Source organism: Streptomyces sp. NPDC050211, assembly GCF_040656035.1.
Lineage (GTDB): Bacteria > Actinomycetota > Actinomycetes > Streptomycetales > Streptomycetaceae > Streptomyces.
Map to the genome: position 1 here is coordinate 58,148 of NZ_JBFALC010000024.1, position 18,537 is coordinate 76,684.

Annotated in this window: 16 protein-coding genes and 2 pseudogenes; 9 read left to right on the top strand and 9 right to left on the bottom strand. The window is 71.0% G+C overall.

What is annotated here, in order from left to right; translation table 11 throughout:
• Positions 1–80: 80 nt before the first annotated feature.
• The gene (locus AB0I98_RS23720; RefSeq protein ID WP_362944821.1) at positions 81–971 is read right to left on the bottom strand and encodes an NAD(P)H-binding protein; all 891 of its coding nucleotides are present in this window, start codon (positions 969–971) and stop codon (positions 81–83) included.
• A 124-nt stretch (positions 972–1,095) separates the two neighbouring features.
• Here AB0I98_RS23720 and AB0I98_RS23725 point away from each other — a divergent pair.
• Positions 1,096–1,875: pseudogene (locus AB0I98_RS23725) on the top strand (LysR family transcriptional regulator); the annotation flags it as partial.
• A gap of 229 nt (positions 1,876–2,104) precedes the next feature.
• Here AB0I98_RS23725 and AB0I98_RS23730 read toward each other — a convergent pair.
• The 3 genes from AB0I98_RS23730 to AB0I98_RS23740 all read right to left on the bottom strand — a co-directional run bounded on the left by AB0I98_RS23730 (position 2,105) and on the right by AB0I98_RS23740 (position 6,295).
• Positions 2,105–4,252, bottom strand: coding sequence for an EAL domain-containing protein (locus tag AB0I98_RS23730; protein ID WP_362944823.1), 2,148 nt, complete (start codon positions 4,250–4,252; stop codon positions 2,105–2,107).
• Positions 4,249–5,061, bottom strand: a complete 813-nt coding sequence (locus AB0I98_RS23735) for an SAM-dependent methyltransferase (RefSeq protein ID WP_362944825.1) — start codon at positions 5,059–5,061, stop codon at positions 4,249–4,251. Before AB0I98_RS23735 ends, AB0I98_RS23730 begins: the two co-directional genes overlap by 4 nt.
• Positions 5,062–5,311: 250 nt before the next feature.
• Positions 5,312–6,295 (bottom strand): SCO0930 family lipoprotein, encoded by a 984-nt coding sequence (locus tag AB0I98_RS23740; RefSeq protein ID WP_362944919.1) that lies wholly within the window; start codon positions 6,293–6,295, stop codon positions 5,312–5,314.
• Positions 6,296–6,591: 296 nt separating this feature from the next.
• Between AB0I98_RS23740 and AB0I98_RS23745 the strand changes: the two genes are divergently transcribed.
• From AB0I98_RS23745 to AB0I98_RS23755, 3 genes are all read left to right on the top strand, one after another.
• Positions 6,592–7,197: a hypothetical protein gene (locus AB0I98_RS23745; RefSeq protein ID WP_362944827.1), complete on the top strand. Its 606-nt coding sequence runs from the start codon at positions 6,592–6,594 to the stop codon at positions 7,195–7,197.
• 16 nt (positions 7,198–7,213) lie between these two features.
• Positions 7,214–7,978 (top strand): DUF4239 domain-containing protein, encoded by a 765-nt coding sequence (locus AB0I98_RS23750; RefSeq protein WP_362944828.1) that lies wholly within the window; start codon positions 7,214–7,216, stop codon positions 7,976–7,978.
• 220 nt (positions 7,979–8,198) lie between these two features.
• The gene (locus AB0I98_RS23755; protein ID WP_362944830.1) at positions 8,199–8,705 is read left to right on the top strand and encodes a hypothetical protein; all 507 of its coding nucleotides are present in this window, start codon (positions 8,199–8,201) and stop codon (positions 8,703–8,705) included.
• An 86-nt stretch (positions 8,706–8,791) separates the two neighbouring features.
• Here the strand turns inward: AB0I98_RS23755 and AB0I98_RS23760 are convergent.
• Positions 8,792–9,190 (bottom strand): annotated as a pseudogene (locus AB0I98_RS23760) (hypothetical protein); the annotation flags it as partial.
• 645 nt (positions 9,191–9,835) lie between these two features.
• Here AB0I98_RS23760 and AB0I98_RS23765 point away from each other — a divergent pair.
• Positions 9,836–10,498, top strand: a complete 663-nt coding sequence (locus AB0I98_RS23765) for a class F sortase (protein ID WP_362944832.1) — start codon at positions 9,836–9,838, stop codon at positions 10,496–10,498.
• A 27-nt stretch (positions 10,499–10,525) separates the two neighbouring features.
• On the opposite strand, the gene AB0I98_RS23770 is transcribed toward AB0I98_RS23765, so the two are convergent.
• On the bottom strand, positions 10,526–11,365 hold the full coding sequence (locus AB0I98_RS23770; protein WP_362944834.1) for a polysaccharide deacetylase family protein: 840 nt from the start codon (positions 11,363–11,365) through the stop codon (positions 10,526–10,528).
• A 181-nt stretch (positions 11,366–11,546) separates the two neighbouring features.
• Between AB0I98_RS23770 and AB0I98_RS23775 the strand changes: the two genes are divergently transcribed.
• Positions 11,547–12,017, top strand: a complete 471-nt coding sequence (locus AB0I98_RS23775; protein ID WP_362944836.1) for a universal stress protein — start codon at positions 11,547–11,549, stop codon at positions 12,015–12,017.
• A 78-nt stretch (positions 12,018–12,095) separates the two neighbouring features.
• Here the strand turns inward: AB0I98_RS23775 and AB0I98_RS23780 are convergent, their stop codons facing one another.
• The gene (locus AB0I98_RS23780) at positions 12,096–13,250 is read right to left on the bottom strand and encodes a CapA family protein (RefSeq protein WP_362944838.1); all 1,155 of its coding nucleotides are present in this window, start codon (positions 13,248–13,250) and stop codon (positions 12,096–12,098) included.
• 210 nt (positions 13,251–13,460) lie between these two features.
• Between AB0I98_RS23780 and AB0I98_RS23785 the strand changes: the two genes are divergently transcribed.
• From AB0I98_RS23785 to AB0I98_RS23795, 3 genes are all read left to right on the top strand, one after another.
• On the top strand, positions 13,461–14,009 hold the full coding sequence (locus AB0I98_RS23785) for a sigma-70 family RNA polymerase sigma factor (protein ID WP_210569617.1): 549 nt from the start codon (positions 13,461–13,463) through the stop codon (positions 14,007–14,009).
• 135 nt (positions 14,010–14,144) lie between these two features.
• Positions 14,145–14,660 carry a hypothetical protein gene (locus AB0I98_RS23790; protein WP_362944840.1) on the top strand — a complete coding sequence of 172 codons (516 nt, stop codon included), beginning with the start codon at positions 14,145–14,147 and terminating at the stop codon, positions 14,658–14,660.
• Positions 14,661–14,812: 152 nt separating this feature from the next.
• Positions 14,813–15,463, top strand: coding sequence for a zf-HC2 domain-containing protein (locus AB0I98_RS23795; protein WP_362944842.1), 651 nt, complete (start codon positions 14,813–14,815; stop codon positions 15,461–15,463).
• Between the two features lie 41 nt (positions 15,464–15,504).
• Here AB0I98_RS23795 and AB0I98_RS23800 read toward each other — a convergent pair whose 3' ends face one another.
• Positions 15,505–16,368 carry a DNA-formamidopyrimidine glycosylase family protein gene (locus AB0I98_RS23800; RefSeq protein WP_362944844.1) on the bottom strand — a complete coding sequence of 288 codons (864 nt, stop codon included), beginning with the start codon at positions 16,366–16,368 and terminating at the stop codon, positions 15,505–15,507.
• Between the two features lie 31 nt (positions 16,369–16,399).
• A complete protein-coding gene (locus AB0I98_RS23805; protein ID WP_362944846.1) occupies positions 16,400–18,487 on the bottom strand; it encodes a SpoIIE family protein phosphatase in 2,088 nt (695 codons plus the stop codon).
• Positions 18,488–18,537 lie beyond the last annotated feature (50 nt).

The following is an 18,537-nucleotide window of genomic DNA, read 5'->3' on the forward strand; positions in this document are numbered from 1 at the left end:
CAGCGATGGGTCGTTTGTCGTCTGCGGCGCCGTTGTGGCTGGTCGCGCAGTTCCCCGCGCCCCTATGGGGCGCGTCTTACTTAGGCCAATACAGCTGGCTTGAGTACCTCCTCGCACCACTGGCGGAATGATGTGGGCGCTTCCTCGGGTGTGCTCGGGGCTGTGGCGCCGTACAGGCCCTGGTCGTTCTGGGCGTTCACCATGTCGGCGTATGCCTGGGCCCAGGCCTCGCTCATGCCGCGGTTCAGGAGCATCTGCTTCTGGTCTGTGCTGGTGACCGGCTTCATGTGTACGGGGCGGTCCAGGACGTCGGCGATGATCTGCGCCATGTCCTCAAGGGTCAGGTCGTCGGGGCCGACGAGCGGGACGTCGGCACGGCCGGTCCAGGTGGTGTCCAGCAGGAGCCGGGCCGCTGTGGTGGCGATGTCGGCGACGGCGCAGGTGCGCAGGACGCGGTCGGGGGCGAGTGCTATGGGCAACGCGCCCCCGGTCGCGAGCGACTCGGTGTGGCGCAGGAAGTTCTCCATCAGGAACGGCGCGCACAGCGCCCGGTAGTGCACGCCCGTGGCCGCGATGGTGTCGTCCATGGCGAGCGACGCCGATATCTGGCCCGCGTTCTCGGCGATGCCGCGGCCCAGTGAGGAGACGGCGACGACCCGTTCGATGCCCTGGCTTCCGATGGCCTCGCAGAGGGCCCCGGTGAAGGCGTGGAAGTGGTCCTCGACGCTGTCGGTGGAGGGCATCGGGGGTACCAGCCAGAACACGCGGTCGGCGCCCGCGCACGCCTCCTTCAGGACGGCGGGGTCGGCGTGCGATCCCTGGACGACCTCGACGTGCTCACGCACGCGCGCGGGGAGACGGTCGGGGTCACGGGCGATGACCCGGATGCCGGGAGTGGCGTCCGGGGAGTCGAGGAGACGGTCGAGGACCAGTCGGCCGATCTGGCCGGTCGGGGTGGTGACGACGATCATGAAGAGCTCCAAGGGGGATGCTTCAGTGGATGCCGTCGAGCCTGCTGGCTGGCGCCCCCGAACTGAAGGATCGATCCGCTCCCGCTTGTTACCCTCAGGGCAATACCGAGGCCAGGGAGAGACCATGGAATCCCGCCCGCTGCGCTACTTCGTCGCCGTCGCCGAGGAACTCAACTTCGCCCGCGCCGCCGAGCGGTTGGGCATCTCCCCGCCGCCGCTGTCCCGCGCGATCCGTCAGTTGGAGTCGGACCTCGGCGTGACCCTCTTCGAGCGGACCACCCACAGTGTGGCCCTCACGCCGGCCGGCACGGTGCTCCTCGACGAGGCACGGGTCGCCCTGGATGCCCTGGAGGCCGCCGGACGGCGAGCACAGCGCGCGGCCGCCCCGGAGCCGAAACTGATCCTGACCGTCAAAGCGGACGGGGACGCGGGTCTGCTGGAACCGATCCTGGCGCGCTACGCGTCGGAGGAGGCAGCCGTCCCGGTCTCAATCCAGCTGAGCGGCTGGCTCGAACAGCCGGGACTCCTGCGCCAGGGCGAAGCCGACGCGGCGCTGATCTACGAGCCGTTCGACCGCACCGGCCTGGACACCGAGGCGCTGACCACCGAGCCGCGTGTCGCGGCGCTCGCCGCCGGGCATCCGCTCGCCGCCCACGAGCAGCTGACCCTCGCCGGCCTTGGCCTGGACCCCGGCACCGTGGGCCCGTACCTCCGCGCGACCCGCAGCAGGGGCCGCGACCTCGCCCAACTGCTCACGCTCGTCGGCCTGGGCGAGGCCGTCCCGCTCCTGCCGGCCTCCGTCGCCGCCCGCTATCCGCGCCCCGGCGTCGTCTACCGGCCGGTGCTGGACGCCCCGCCCGCGGTCCTCGTCATCGCCTGGCCGCAGCAGTCCCGGTCGACGGCCGTGGGGGGGCGGGGGGCCCCCCCCCCCCCCCGGGGGGCGGGCCGGAGACCCGGAAGGGGGAACCCCGCCGGGCGGCCCAACCCCCCAACGGGACACCCCCCCCGGCGGGGGCCCCCCCCCCCCCCCGCTCCCCTCCACACGCCCCGCCCGCCCCGCCCCCGCCCGGCCGCGGGGGGGGGGCCGCCCCCCCCCCCCACGACCGTGGCCGAGGCCGTACGACCGTGACGGCTCACCCCGTCGCGTCGACCAACGCCAGCTCGTGCAGCCGCTCCGGTGGGCCCGGGCGGGCGTAGTACCAGCCCTGGGCCGTGTCGCAGCCCAGTATCCGGAGCTGCTCGGCCTGAGCGCCCGTCTCCACGCCCTCCACCGTCACCGCGAGGTTCAGGCTGTGGGCGAGAGAAACGATCCCTTCGACGATCTTGAGGTCGACGGAGTCCGCCGGGAAGCGCTGCATGCTCTGGGTGAAGGACCGATCCAGCTTGAGGATGCTCACCGGCAGCCGGCGCAGATTGGCGAGGTTCGAGTAGCCGGTGCCGAAGTCGTCCAGGGCGATATCGACGCCCATCTCGGCCAGCCGGCGCAGCGGCTTGAGCAGGGCGTCGTCGGCGCCGATCAACGCCGACTCGGTCACCTCCAGGCAGAGCGCGTCGGGTGCGACGCCCGCGCGCTCCAGGATGTCGACGGTGTCCTGGACCAGTCCGGGATGCGTGAGCTGGCAGGGCGAGAGGTTGACGTTGATGCGCAGCGGGCCACCGGCCCCGGTCGCGCCGTACCGCTCCCGCCACTCGCGGGCCTGGCGCACCGACTGCTCCAGCACCCAGCGGCCCAGCGGAACGATCAGCCCCGTGTGCTCGGCGAGCGGAATGAACCGGTCCGGGCTGAGGACGCCGTGCTGCGGATGGAGCCAGCGCACCAGGGCCTCGGCGCCGCGGACGCTGCCGTCGCCGAGGTGCACCAGCGGCTGGTACTCGATGAAGAACTCGCCGCGGTCCAGGGCCGTCGGCAGTGAGGTGGTCAGCCCGTGCCGAGTGATGGCGCGGGCGTCGGCCTCGGCGTCGGCCAGCTCGAAGCGGTTGCCGCCCGCCGACTTGGCGCGGTACATGGTGATGTCGGCGCTGCGCAGCACCTCGGCCGCGCTCCGCTCCCCCGCCGGCCCCTCGACGATGCCGATGCTGCCGCGCACGGTCAGCTCCCGGCCGTCGACGCTGACCGGGGCGACCAACGCGTTCATGATGCGCGCGGCCAGCTCGTCGACCTCGCGCTCGGTGTCGGTGCCGGTGGTCAGCGCCACGAACTCGTCGCCGCCGAGCCGGGCGACCATCTCGCCGGGCGCGGTCGCGCAGGACTGCAGCCGGTCGGCGACCTCGACGAGCAGCCGGTCGCCGGCCGCGTGGCCGAGGCTGTCGTTGATGGTCTTGAAGCCGTCGAGGTCGAGATAGCACAGGCCGAAGCGCTGGCCCTCGCCCGCGGTGAGGGCCTTCTCCAGGCGCTCGAAGAACAGCGTGCGGTTGGGCAGTCCGGTGAGCGCGTCGTGCGTCGCCTCGTAGCGCAGCCGGAGGTTGAGCAGCCGCCGCTCGGTGGTGTCTTCCATCAGGGCGAGCTGGTACTCGGGGTTGCCGTCCGCGTCGCGGAGCAGCGAGACCGTCAGATTGGTCCACAGGACCGTTCCGTCGGGGCGGTAGAACGCCTTCTCCACGTGGTAGTGCTCGCGCTCGCCGCGTACGAGTTCCTCGTACAGCCGCCAGATCTGGGGCGCGTCCTCGGGGTGGGTCCACTCCATCACGTTGCGGGTGCGCACCGTCTGCTCGACGCCGCCGAACATCCGCACCAACGCCTCGTTGACCTGCAGTATGTTGCCCTCCAGGTCGGCGATCCCGATGCCTATGGCGGCGCCCTCGAAGACCGCGCGGAAGCGGGCCTCGGTCGCGTGCAGGGCCTGCGCCACCACGCCCTGCGCCTTCAGCGCGGCCGAGGAGATCGCCTCCTGCTCGACGAGGGTCCGCTCACGCAGCGCCGTGGCGAACCCGGCGGCCATGGCGTGCTGCAACCGCGAGGAACGCGCGCGCAGTTGGTCCTGCGTGCCGTCCCCGCCGCAGTACAGCACCAGGTAGGCGTCGACGCAGTCCAGGGTGCGGCTGAGCGCCTCCGGGTCGGTGCAGTGCGCGGCGACCAGCGCGGCGCCCACCGCCTGTGCCTCGTCCGCCTGGAAGGTCCTGGCCCGCAGCCCCTCGCTCAACCGCCGGGCGAGCGGCAGCAGTTGCTCCTCCAGCTCGGGCCGGGTCAGCGACGTCGAGGTCACCGGGAAGACCGCCCGGCTCCAGATCGTCGCGAACCGGCGCAGTCTGTCCTCCGGCCCGTCCGGCTCCTCCGCGCTCACGCCTTGCGCCCCACGCCGGCGAAGCCGGAGAAGGCATACGGATCCTCGTCCTCCGGCGCGGTGTCCGGCCGCCAGCGCGGCATAGCCACCAGTCCGGGTTCCACCATGTCGTACCCCTCGAAGAACTGCGCGATCTTCTCGCGCGAGCGCATGATCAGCGGGTTGCGAATGTCCTTGTATACGCCCACCGTGCCCTCGGCCCGCTCCGCCGGAAGAGGGATTCCCTCGTACGAGGCATGGGTGAGGATCAGCAGGCTGCCGGGCGCGAGCGCGTCGCGCAGCTCGGCCACCGCTCCGTACGGGTCGTCCGCGTCTTCCACGAAGTGCAGTATGGCAACGAGAAGCAGCGCCACCGGGCGGTTCAGATCGATCAGTCGCCGCACCTGAGGGGCGGCGAGGATCTCCTGGGGCTTGCGCAGGTCGGCCGCGACCACGTCGGTGCCGGCGTTGCCCTCGAGGACCGCCTGGCTGTGCGCGACGGCCACCGGGTCGTGGTCGACGTAGACGACATGCGCGCCGGGGCTCGCCGTCTGGGCCACCTCGTGGACGTTGCCGAAGGTCGGGATGCCGGAGCCGATGTCCAGGAACTGGGTGATGCCCTCGTCGACGGCGAAGCGCACCGCGCGGCGCATGAACGCCCGGTTCGCCTGCATGATTTTGGGGAGCCCCGGCATGAACTCCATGGCCTTGCGGGCCGCCTCCCGGTCGACCTCGAAGTTGTGCGAACCGCCCAGGTAGAAGTCGTAGATCCGGGACACGCTGGGCACCGAGATGTCGATGCTCCGGGGGGCCCAGGCGGGACGCTCCATCAATCTCTCCAAGGCGTAGGCGATCCGGTGTTCGAGCTGAGGCTACTGATCGCCCGCCAAAGGAGCGAGCGGAAACGGAAATTGACCATCCGTTCCCGGTCACTGCCTGCGGCACGTGCCGAATTGATGCCCTGTATCGCCTCTACTAAAAGTGTCCGAGGCGTTCCGGAGAGTTCCCAACGGCAAAACCGGCCGCCCCCTCCGTGCGGCGCGGAGGGGGCGAACCGGGGTTGATGGCGGAAGGCTGTGGTCAGCCCTTCACGGCCTTTCCGTCGGGTGCGACGGCGTACCAAGCACCGGCCACACCCTGGCCGTTGGTGTCCCCGGGCTTCTTGTCACCGGCGAAGGTGTAGATCGGGACACAGTCGATGGTCTGCTGCTTCAGTCCGTCGGGCCGGTCGAAGACCACGTAACCCTGACCCCTGGGACCGGACCCCTTCAGGTCGATGCCCTTGGTGTTCTTGGCGTCGACCGGCTCGATGACCGGCCACTTCTCCAGGCAGTCGCCGGTGCACGCCGTCTTCATCGGCCAGGGCGAGTCCTTCAGGAAGCGGTAGACCGTGTGGCCGTTCTTGTCGACGACGATCTCGCCGAGTTCCGGGTCGTTGCGGGTGGACAGCCCGGGCAGTCCGGCCTGCTCGACCCCACCGCCCTGATCGGCGTCACCGCCCTGCTGGGCCTTCTTGCCGTCGGGCGCCAGCGCGTACCACTTGCCGCCCACACCCTGGCCCTTGACGTCGCCGGGGGTGGTGTCCTTCGCGTAGCGGTACGCCGGCCAGCCGCCGACGGTCAGCTGCTTGGTGCCGTCGGCGCGGGTGACCTCGCCGAGCAGCGCCTTGTCGATGCCGGCGCCGGCCGTGGCGTCGTCCGCCGGTACCGGAGGCCAGGTCGTGGCACAGTCGCCGTCACAGTTCGTCTTCGGCGGCTCGGCGGTGTCCTGGTCGAACCGGTACAGGGTCATGCCCGCACTGTCGGTCACCATGTTGCCGACTTCCGCGTTGGCGGAGACTGCCAACTGGCCTGCGAGAGAAGCCTGGTTGGCGTTGCTCTGTTCGTTCTGGGCGCCGGTGCCGGCTCCGGCCCCGGCGCCTGCCTGTCCGTAGTCACCGGCCGCGGCCGTGGCGCCCACGTTCTGGCTCGGCGACGGGCTGCTTTCCTGACCGCACGCCGTCGTCAGCGCCAGAACAGCCGCAGCGCTCGCCACGAGTGAGGCGCTCCGCCAGGAGGTCTTCATCTTCAACTCCCCGATCATCGCAACGATGTTGCAGCGCCCTGCTGCGCCGCGCACGGTCCTATGTACGAGCAGTGACCGCCGTTGTGTTCAAACGCCCCGCGGATTTCTTTCCGAAACGTGTGCCACACCGCGCCCGCGACCTGCGCCCCTGCCGCGACGACGCTCGTATGAGCGTGCGGTTCCCCGGACACGCGGACGCGCGCGGATCAAACCGGCGACGCCCCGCTGTCCCTCCTTCGGGGCATTCCCCCGGCGCTCGGGCGTACGCCGGTGCGCAAAGGCCCATGATCTTCGTCGTGCATGGACCCGAACCGACCCAAGGCACCATCGCCATACGGGTGTTGTCCCTCGTCACGCTGGCATGGATGGTCGTCGGCGCCCCGGCGGGCACGGCGGTCGCCGACGTCTGCGCGTACGCGTCGACCGGCCCCGGCGGCACGGAGGCGGTGGCGGTCGTCGGGAGCGCCACCTGGCCCACTCCCGCGACCTGGCCCACCCACCCCTCGTGCCCGGCCCCCACGCCGACACCGACACCGACGCCCACCCCGACGCCGACGCCTGAGCCGCCGAAGCCCACCCCCACCCCGGACCCGACGCCCACGCCGAAGCCGCCGCCGAAGCCACGGCCCACGCCGCCCCCCGAGCCGCCGCCCGCACCGGCCCCACCGGCTCCGCAGCCCGCGGCCTCACGTCCGGCACCCACACCCCCGCCCAGCCCCACACCGACACCGACACCGTCGGCCAAGCCGACCCCGCGTCCGTCCGTGACCCCCGTGAGCTATCCGGCGTACCACCCGGCACCGCGCAAGCGGGCGACGCACAGTGCTACGTCGCCGCTCACCTTCGTCCTGCTCATCACCGTGCCCGCGGTGGCCGCGATCGCCGCGCTGCGTCCCCGCTGATTTCTGGAGGCACCTCTTGCCGGAATGGCTTGTTCTCATCCTCGCGATGCTGGCTGTCTGCGTCGTGGTGGTCATCATCACCGTCCTCCGCCATCGGACGGCGGCGGACGACGAGGATCCCAACGAGACACCCGACGTCATCGAGTACATGACGATGTGGATCGGAGTGGTGTACGCCATCGTCCTGGGCCTGGCCATCGCCGGTGTCTGGGAGGGCCGCAGCGCCGCGCAGGACCACGTCCAGGCCGAGGCGGTCGCCCTGCACGAGATCTCGGAGCGGGTGCGGGTCTATCCCACCGACATCCGCGACCGCATTCGGGACGATGTCAACACCTATGTCGGACACGTCGTGAACACCGAGTGGAAGGTGATGTCTGACGACGGCAAGGTCACCGAGCGCGGCACCGAGCTCCTCGACCGCATCCGCGAGGACGTCACCGACTACCAGCCGAGGACCGACTTCGAGGCGCAGGCCTACCAGCCGCTCGTCGACCAGGTCACCGCTGCGGACCAGGCACGCAGTGCCCGCGCCGGCGCGACCGGGGAGACGATGCCGGGGGTGGTGTGGTTCGGGCTGATTGCCGGGGCCGTGGTGACGATCGGGATGATCTTCGCCCTGCAGATCCGACGTACGACACGGGAGCTGATCCTCGCCGGGCTGTTCTCGGCGCTGATCGCCTTCCTGCTCTTCCTCATCTGGGACTTCGACGCGCCCTACAGCCGGGGTGTCACGGCCTCGGCCGATCCGTTCCTGGACCTCTTCCCCCACATCGGCGGCTGACGGACCCCGCGCCGGGACATCCTCGGGGGACGGCCGCCACACCGCGGCGGTCCCCCGATCGAGGCAGCACCGTCCCCTGTACGGCCCACACGGTTGACCCGTTCGCGCTACTGCGATCGCGCCCCCGCATGCACCTTTCTAGCGTTTCGATCATCGAGGTGCATTTCTGGCGCAAGCGGAAAAGGTCCGCAGCTGCTCCTCGGGGACCGGAGGATCCACCATGCGCGCGATACGCGTCGCCTCGGCCGCACTGCTGGGCGCCACCGCCCTGGCACTGGCCTCTCCCGCCGCTCACGCACGCGGTGACGAGCACACCGGCTTCCGGGCCAGTGTGCTGCCGACGACCATCGAGCCCGGCGGGCAGGTGTCCCTGCGCGTCACCGGCTGCGACCAGGATGTGTACGTCTCCTCGGGGGTCTTCGACACGGTGACGATCCGCAGGGGCCAGAACTCGGCCACGGCGGTGGTCGACCGGGACGCGCGCGAGGGCGCGGTGTACTCGGTGAAGTTCAGCTGCGGCACCTTCTGGCAGGAGGTGGACCTCACCATCGCCGAGGGCCGCCCGGGCCACCACCGGGTCCCGCCGAAGGGCGTCCACGCCGGTGAAGGCGGCAGCCTCGGCGGTTTCAACCTCCAGGAGATCGGGCTCGGCCTCGCGCTCATCACCGGCGCGGTCGGAGCGGCGTACCACTTCTCACGGCGCCGCACGGACGAGGACGGCGCCTGACCGACCCTCTCCCCCCACCCGCACAGACCTTCGCCCCGGACCCTTCGAAGGGTCCGGGGCGAATCGGTTCCGGGGATCGGTGGCGGTCAGATCCGCTTCTCGGACCGGCGCCGCATCCAGAACACTCCGCCGCCGACGACGGCCGCGGCCACGAGACCGCCGCCGATGACCATGTCGGTCGGGGTCGCCCCGGTGGAGCTGCTGCCGCCGATGCCGCCGCGGACACCGCCGATGACGGTGAAGGCGTTCGGCCGGGTCAGGGTGGAGCCGGAGCAGTGGACGGTGACGTCGTACGGGCCGGGTCTGGCGTTGGTGTGGACGGTCGCGGTGCCTCTCGCTGTGTCGTTGGCGCCTCTGATCGGGAACAGCCTGGCCCGTGGGAAGGCACGGGAGGTCGCGGTGCCGCCGTTGGGGCAGCCGTCGACCGTGATGGTCAGCTGACCGCCTCGGGCGATGACCCGGGGCAGCACGACGATATTGCTCGGGAAGAACCGGCCGTTGCCGCCGTGGTGCCCGCCGTGTCCGCCGCCATTTCCGCCGAAGCCACCGTGGTGGTCGCCATTGCCACCGAACCCACCACCATTGCCACCGAAGCCGTCGCCACCAAAGCCGTCGCCGCCGAAGCCGCCATTTCCGCCGAAGCCACCGTGGTGGTCGCCGTTGCCACCGAACCCACCGCCGTAGCCGCCGCTGCCGTCGGCGTCGTTCATGCCGTCCCAGGCGACGGCCGCGGGAGCGGCGAGCCCGAGGACGGCGACCGCGGCGGCCGAGACCGCCAGGGAACGAGTAGTACGCATGTGATCCTCCGCGGAAGACGCCCCGGGACCCGTCCCCGGTCGATCGGCGAGAAAGCGCCTCCAAGAAAGACCCTCAGATGCCCTGCTCGCGCCCGCATTTCGGGAATGGTCCGTCCTGGTGAGAAGACACGCCGAAGGAAAACCACACAATCGGATATTGCCGCAGGTCACGCACCGTCAGAAAATTCCTGTTCGCGGCGACTCGGATGGCGCACCACGGTGGCGTTCGGGCCACCCGTTCGCTTCTGCCCCGTCGCTGGCGGTGCCCGCGGGACTTAGCGTTCTCCTATGCGCCATTGACGTGGCGACGGCCGCGTCGAGAGGGGAAGTCGAATGTCTGGGTACGAGGTGGCCGAAGAGGAGGAGCATCGGAAGAAGCGCGCTCCTTGGGGCGTGATAGCGCTTGTTCTGCTGACCGGCCTCGCGCTCATTCGCAATGGTTCGGGAGAGTTCGACGAGGGGCCCCCGCAGCCCGCCTCGGCAGCCGCCGCGGAGGCCCGGACACCGCAGGGCGCCTTCCTGCGGGCCCCGGACGCGCTGCCGTACGCCGTGCCGGACCGAGTCAGGATCCCGGCGATCCAGGTCGACGCGCCCATGATGCCGGTCGGCCTGGACGCGGCCGGCTGGGTCGACGCACCACCGCCGGAGGACCCGAATCTCGCCGGTTGGTTCACCGGCGCCGTCACCCCCGGCGAAAAGGGCACCGCCGTGATCGTCGGCCATGTCGACAACACGCAGGGTCCCGCCGTGTTCTACGGACTCGGGGCCCTCAAGAAGGGATATCGCGTCGAGGTCGCGCGCAAGGACGCGAAGACGGCCGTATTCGAGATCTACGGCATCGAGGTCTTCGAGAAGAACAACTTCCCCGGCGACCGTGTCTACGCCTCCAAGGGCAGCCCCGAATTGCGGGTCATCACCTGCGGCGGCGGTTTCTCCAAGCAGAACGGCTACGACGGGAACGTCGTCGTCTTCGCCCGCCTGGTCGAGGTGCGCTGAGCGTCGCGGCCGGGCGGGCGCGGCCCGTCAGACGTGCCGTCGGCGCGGGACGGTGATGTGGTAGCCGTCGTCCAGCAGTTGGGGCAGATAGTCGCGCAGGGCCCGGACGCTCTCCGAGCGGTCGCCCCCGGCGTCGTGCGCGAGTACCACGACGCCGGGGGCGGCGCCGTTCTCGACCCGGTCGACGATGGTGCGGGCGCCGGGCTCGGTCCAGTCGAGGGTGTCGACCGTCCACGCCAGCGGCTCCATGCCCAGTTCGGCGCCGAGCTGGAAGGCCGCGCGGTTCCAGGCACCGTAGGGGGCGCGGAACCAGCGGGGCCACTCGCCGGACGCGTCCTCGATGACCTCGCAGGTACGTTTCATCTCGGAGCGGATCTGCCTCCGGGTGAGGCGGGTGAGCAGCGGGTGGGACCAGGTGTGGTTGCCGACGACATGCCCTTCGTCGGCCATGCGCTCCACCAGGTCCGGGTTCTCGGCGGCCATCTCGCCGCAGACGAAGAACATCGCGCGGACGTCGTACGCCTGCAGCGTGTCCAGGATGTCCGGGGTGTAGCGGGGGTCCGGGCCGTCGTCGAAGGTCAGCACCATGGTCCGGCCGCGGCCGGAGATGCCCACGAAGAGTTCGCGCCGCACGAAGAGCCGCCCAGCCGCGCGCCGCCCCGCACCCAGCCCGGGCAGGGGCTGCAGCCGGTACGCGGAGGGCTTGAGGGCGCTGCGCGCCTGCGGGCCCGCGGCCCCCGCGGCGGGCGGCCGGACCGGCTGGTCGCCCGCGCGCACCGTGAGCAGTCCGGCGGTGCCGGCCGCCCCGACCGTGGCGGCGCCGACGGCCAACGCCCGGCGCCGGGTGAGCAACTGATCCTTCTTCATGACTCATCAGTCGCCCCTCGGGGCCCCGACGCACCACGCAGGCACCTCAGCGGCGGCATGATTCCACCCGGGCGGCGTATGACGGTTCGTCAGGGAAACGGCGGGTGTCTCCCGGGTGGGCGAATCGATGGGAAGCCCGGCAACGGCTGGGGGACCTGCGGGTTCCGATAGCCTCACAGGCGTGACGGATCAGCAGCACTCGCCCTCGCAAGGGTTCGAACGGGGCACGGACGGGCCGAAGGTCATCGTCGTCGGCGTGGACGGCTCCGACTCCTCGCTGCGGGCCGCGGCCTACGCCGGTGGACTGGCCCGGCGGCAACGCGCACTCCTCGCGATCGTGTACGTCCAGCCCGTGATGAGCGCCGGCGCGGCGCTCGGGGCGCCGGTCGCGGAGACGACGGACGCGATCGCCGAGGGCATCGTCGCGGAGATCAGGGACGCGACGGAGCGCGTGAAGGGGATATTCGACGTCCGCTGGGAGTTCCACACGTTCCGCGGCGACCCCTACAGCGGCCTGGTCAAGGCGGCCGACGAGCTCAAGGCGGACGCCGTGGTGGTGGGCGCGTCGGAGCAGGCGGGCCACCGGATCATCGGGTCGGTCGCGATTCGGCTGGTGAAGGCGGGGCGGTGGCCGGTGACGGTCGTGCCGTGACGCTCCGCTGGTAGTGCCGGGTTACGCCGTCGGTCGGCTGCAGCGTCGTCGTGGCTGGTCGCGCAGTTCCCCGCGCCCCTACGGGGCGCTCATCACCAGGCCGTCTTTTGCTGCGCCTCGGCTGAGGACCGCGTCTCTGATTTGGTCGCGTACGCCCTGTACCTCGGCGCCGTTCTTCAGTGCCTCGTTGAGGTTCACCACGCGGCCGGCGTCGATGTCGAACAGTTGTGGGATGAACTCGGCCTTTGTCACCGCCCAGCGGGCGCCGGGATTCGCGGGCGGGGTGAAGGTGAAGCGGGCGAGGGTGGACTGGTTGCCGCGCGGGTCCTGTACGCCCTGGTGGTTGAACATGGCGCCGGCGATCTGGTCGCCCATTCCGTAGACGACCCAGGTGCCGTTGACCTTCTCGTAGGCCTGCGGGACGTGGGCGTGGGTGCCGAGGATCAGGTCGATGTCCGGGCGGTTCCCGGTGCGGGCGGCGGTGAGGGTCCGGGCCAGGGACTGCTGGCGCCGGTCGGGGGCGTCCTGCCATTCCGTGCCCCAGTGCATGGACACCACGACCACGTCGGCGCCGGACTGCCGGGCGGCGCGGGCGTCCGCGATGATCTTCTGCTCGTCGATCAGGTTGACGGCCCAGGGCTGTCCCGGCGGCAGCGGGAAGCCGTTCGTGCCGTAGGTGTAGGCGAGGTGGGCGACCTTCGCCTTGCCCGCGGGCAGGACGGTGGCGGTGCGCGCCTCGGCTTCGTTGCGCGCCGATCCGGCGTGCCGTACGCCCGCGCGGTCGAGGGTGTCCAGCGTGCGGCGGATGCCGTCCGCGCCGTCGTCCAGGCTGTGGTTGGAGGCGGTGGAGCAGCCGTCGTAGCCGCTGGCGGCGAGGCCGGTCGCGACCTCGGGCGGGGACTTGAAGGTGGGGTAGCCGGTGTACTCGCCGTTCTCTCCGTACACCGTCTCCATGTGACACAGCGCCAGGTCGGCGCGGGAGACGACGGGTTCGACCCCGGAGAACATCGGGCGGAAGTCGTAGCCGGTGCCGCCCGCGTCGAAGCGCGCCCGGTCGATGATCGTGCTGTGCGGGAGGACGTCGCCGGAGGCGACGAGCGTGAATCCACCGGCCGCCGAGGGGGCCGGACGCCCCGCCGGATCGGTGTCGTCGCGGGCCTCGGCCTGGCAGGCGGCGCCTGCGGCGAGGACGGCCGTGAGGGCCAGGGCAACCTGCTGTCTGCGTGCAATCATCGCTCACCCCGTCGCGATCATATTTACAGACAAATAGGTATGAATCTGAACGCTTCCGCAAACAACCTGACTGGTTTCATTAGCCCGTCCGGCGCTCACCGGCAGCGGAACGAACCGTTCGTCGTACCGTTCGTCGACGCGATCGACCGTCCGCCGCAGATCCGTGTGCGCGCTCTGTCCGAAAGGCACACCCTGCGATGCCATACGGCCATGACGGCCGGAATCACCCTCTCAAACGGGACGACGACCGCCGAGCACGAGCTCGCCGCACTGCAGCGGGAGCACGGCCGGCCTCTTTTCGCGCTGCTGCTCCGGCTCTGCGACGGTGACCGGCAGCGCGCCGAGGACCTCGTGCAGGAGACGCTCGTACGCGCCTGGCAGCATCCCGAGGCGCTACGCGCCGATGACTTCGACTCCGTACGGCCCTGGCTGCTGACCGTGGGACGGCGGCTCGCCATCGACGCGCGGCGGGCCCGGCAGGCGCGGCCCGCCGAGGTCGGGGACGCGGTCCTGGAGAACGCGCGTGTGATCGCCGACCATGCCGAACGGGCAGCGGCGGCACTCGATGTGCGCGAGGCTGTGAAGACACTCACTCCGGAGCACCGTGAAGTCCTGGTGCTCGTGTATTTCCACGGGGCGAGTGTGGCGGAGGCCGCGGCGGCGCTCGGAATTCCTCCCGGTACGGTGAAGTCCCGCGCGTACTATGCGCTGCGCGCCCTGCGCAGGGTGCTTCCGGGATACGCGGCCGACCTGCGGTGAAACCAATGGGTGAGTCAAACCTCCGTAAAGCGCCTTGCTGAAGACCCCCGTTGAGCAATCAGCTGTCTTCATCCGTGTTCCGGACTGGGGCCCGGGGTCGGGCGACGCGCACGCACCGGAGGAAGGCAGGAAGGGATGCTGCACAGAGGTCAAGAGAGCACGGACGGCACCGGCGGCGGTGAACTGACCGTCCCCATGGCGTGGTTGTACGCCGAGTACATTGCCGACGAGCTGCTGCGGACCGGCGATCTGATGCCGCCGACGTCCTTCGAGTTCCGCGCCGGACGGGATGCCCTGGCGCTGACCATCTTCCTGTCCGACACCGACGGCGAGCTGTCGGGCATCCGGGTCGTCACCCAGCTGGAGACCTGGCTTTCGCTGACGGCGTACGACCAGCCGTGGCAGGACTGGGTGCGCGAGCGTCTTGCGAAGCTCGCCGCCGAGACGATCGAGACGGGGGACCCCGCACCCGACCTGGAGCTGGCGGAGGCGGCCTGGCGCTGGCTGGAGGAGACCGAGCTGCTCGCGCCCGACCTGAACGCGGTGCCTGGAGGCGCCGCGATGGCCGGTGAGGACGAGGGGCCGAAGGTGTGGACGCCGGCCTGGCAGCTGGGGCTGCCGCTGGGACATCTCGCCATCCATCTTTTTTGAGATTCGGCGCCGATCCGACCAATCCTCGGCCCGAGCCGCTCCGAATCCTTAGGTTGCGATTCGGTAAGGGGCTTGAGTGATTCTTCGGCTTGGTGCGTACCGATGGGAGCAAGGAGTAACCCCACCCGCACCCAACGGCACGAGGATTCGGCATGAGGTCCCTGGAGAGGCATCGCGACGTCGCCGCGTACGCGCTCGGCGTGCTGGACGAGGCGGACGCCTTCCGCTTCGAGGACCACCTCATGGAGTGCCCCAGCTGTTCGGCACACGTGACCGAGTTCGGGCCGGTGACCCGGCAGTTGATGTTGTACCGACGGGCCACGCCGCGCTTTGTGAACCCCCTGACCCAGCCCGGAAACCGGCTGCTGGACCGGCTGCTCGGCGAGGTGACGGCACGGCGACGGGTCGGGCGCAGGCGGGTGCTGTACGCCGTGGCGGCCTCGGTGGCGATCGCTGTGGCGGCGCCCGCGGTGGCGATCACGGCGGGCGGCGGCGACGGCTCCGTGCGCATCACCGCGACCGACGAGCGGTCGGGCGTATGGGCGCAGGTCACGGCGGAGAACGCGGCCTCGGGCAGTCAGATCGAGCTGCGGGTGAAGGACGGGGCCGGACCGCGCCCCTGCCGCCTGGTCGTCCTGGGCCAGGACGGCTCGGAGGAGACGGTCACCCACTGGATGACACCCCGCCACGACGCCCGCCCGAACACCATGCACGGCAGTTCGTCGATGCACACGGACCAGATCGCCCGGTACGAGGTCCGCACGACGGACGGCGAGCATCTGGTGACACTCGACGCGCAGTAGACCAGGCGGCGACGGCGGAGACCGGTGAGCTGACCGACGTCTCACTTCAGCAGCCGGGACATCCTCCGGTCGGCCAGTGGCTTGCCGCCCGTCTGGCAGGTCGGGCAGTACTGGAGTGAGGAGTCGCTGAAGGAGACCTCGCGGATCGTGTCGCCGCACACCGGGCAGGGCTCGCCCGTCTTGCCGTGTACGCGCAGGCCGCTCTTCTTCTCGGCCTTGAGGCGTCCGGCGGCGAGGCCGCGGGTGCGCTCGACGGCCTCGGTGAGGGTGCCGCGCAGCGCCTGGTACAGGCGGGTGGTCTCCTCGGGGGTGAGGGACGCGGCCAGTTTGAAGGGGGACATCTTCGCGGCGTGCAGGATCTCGTCGCTGTAGGCGTTGCCCACGCCGGCGATCAGGCTCTGGTCGCGCAGGGCACCCTTGAGCTGCCGTCGCTCGCCCTTGAGCAGGGCCGCGAACCGGGGTTCGTCGAAGTTGTCGGCGAGCGGGTCGGGGCCGAGGCGGGCGACGCCCGGGACCTCCTGGGGGTCGTGGACGACATACACCGCGAGCCGCTTCTGGGTGCCGGCCTCCGTCAGGTCGAAGCCCTCGCCGGTCTCCAGGGCGACGCGCAGCGCGAGGGGGCCCTTGCCGGGCTTGGGCGGACCGTCGGGGAGCTTGTCCTTCCAGTGCAGCCAGCCGGCGCGGGCGAGGTGGGTGACGAAGTGCGGGCCGCCGTCGGTCTCGAGGTCGAGGAACTTGCCGTGCCGGTGCACGGCGGTGACCGCGTGGCCCTCGACCGCCGTGAGCGGAGGGTCGTACGTCTTCAGCACGCTGATCGCGACGGGCAGCACCCGGACGATCTCGTGGCCGACCAGGTTCTCGGTCAGGAAGTCCTTGAGCGCTTCCACCTCGGGCAGTTCCGGCATACGTCCAGAGTGCCATCCGGGACCGGCGGACTCAGCCCCGTTCCCCCACCACGAACTCGCACCACACGCATTTCCCGCCGCCCCGCGCCTCCACGCCCCACACGTCCGTGAGCAGGTCGACGAGGAGCAGTCCGCGCCCGGAGACGCCCGACTCGCCGGCGTCGCGGCGGCGGGGCAGGGCGCTGGAGGAGTCCTCGACGTCGACGCGCAGCCGCCGGTCGGTGGCGGTCAGTACCCGCAGGGTGACGACGGCGGAGCCCTCGGTGTGCATCAGGGCGTTGGTGATCAGCTCGTCGGCGACGAGTTCGATCTCGTCGGCGCGCTCGCGGGCGCCCCAGGCGAGGACTGCGGCGCGGATCATGTGCCGGGCCTGGGTGAGGGCCTCGGGGTCGCCGGGGGCGACGTGCTGCTGGAGCCGGCCGCCGGACTGGGGGGTGTCCAGGGTGCGGCGGCGTAGCAGGAGCAGGGCCACGTCGTCGCCGCCGCCGCGTTCCTCGGCCACGTCGATGAGCCGCTCGGCGAGGTCGTGTACGTCGTCCGGGCCGGTCTTGATCATGGCCACGAGAGTCTGCATGCCGTCGTCGAGGTCGGCGCCGGGCTGTTCGACCAGACCGTCGGTGCACAGCAGCAGGGTGTGGCCGGGGTCGAGCTCGATGGTGCCGACCGGGTATTCGAGGCGGCCGAACTCGGCGGACAGACCGAGCGGCAGCCCGCCCTCGACGGCTATCCGGCGGCAGGTCCCGTCGGTCTGCCGGATCAGCGGGTCGATATGGCCGGCCCGGACCACCTGGACGACTCCGGTGGACAGGTCGGCCTCCGCGTACAGGCAGGTCGCGAAGCGGTCGGTGTCGAGTTCGTGCAGGAAGACGGAGGCGCGGGCCATCACGGTGGCGGGGGTGTGGCCCTCGGCGGCGTAGGCGCGCAGGACGATGCGGAGCTGTCCCATGACGGCGGCGGCGTGTGTGTCGTGGCCCTGGACGTCGCCGATGACGGCGCCGACCCGGCCGCCCGGCAGCGGTATCAGGTCGTACCAGTCGCCGCCGATGTCCCGGCCCAGGGAGCCCGCGGCGGAACCGGCGCGGTAGCGGACGGCGATGTCGGCGCCGGGCACGCTGGGGATGGTGCGCGGCAGCATGGCCTGCTGGAGGCCGGTGGCGAGGTCCTTCTCCTGCTCGTAGAACATGGCCCGCTGCAGGCTCTGCGCGATGCTGGAGCCGAGGGCGACGAGGACGTTGCGCTCGTCGGGGGTGAAGCCGCGCCGGTCGCTGTAGAGCAGGCCCATCGCGCCGATGGGTTTCGCCTGGGCGATCAGCGGCAGATAGGCGGCCGACGTGATGTTCAGGTCGGTGATGTGCGGCCACAGGATCGGATAGCGCTCGGCGAACTCCTCCGGCGACTCGATGAACCGCGGGGCGAGGGTGCGGACGACCTCGCCCATGGGGTAGGGCTCGTCGATGCGGGTGACGAGGGTGCCGGGCACGAAGCTGCCCGCAGGGCCCTCGGCGATCAGCCGGATCCGGCCGGCCTCGACCAGGCCCATGACCAGGCTGGTGGCGCCGAGATGAGTGAGGCCGTGGGTGTCCTTGAGGACGTCGATGACGTCCTGGACGGTACGGGCGTGCGCGAGGGCGGCGGTGGTGAGCTGGACGACGTTGGTCTGCCGGCGGCGGGCCTCGTCCTGGGCCGCCTGGTCCCGGCGAGCCTCGATCTCTTCGAATTCCTGGGTGGCGTCCCGGACGATGCCGATGATCCGGCGCGGCCGGCCGGTCTCGTCGCGGCGGATGTAGCCCTGGGTGTGGGTCCAGCGGAGGCTGCCGTCGCGGCGCCGGATGCGGAAGTAGGTGCCGTAGTTCTCGCTGCCGTCCTTCATGGCCTGGGCGACCAGGCCGTCGAGCCGGTAGCCCTCCGGGGGCGGGACCCGGACGCCGAGGGTCTCGGGGTTGCCGTCGTATTCGTCGGGGCGCAGGTCGAAGACCTCGTGGGCCTGGGCGTCCATGTGGAAGAGGCCGGTGTCCAGGTCCCAGTCGAAGCTGCCCATGCGATTGAGCGCCAGGATCGGATCCGGGTGGGCGGGCCAGTCGTCCGGGAGTGACAGGGCGCTCGCTCCCCGATCAACCATGGGCCTACCTTGCCAGGATTCGACTGATTCTTCGACCGGTGAGCGGAGTT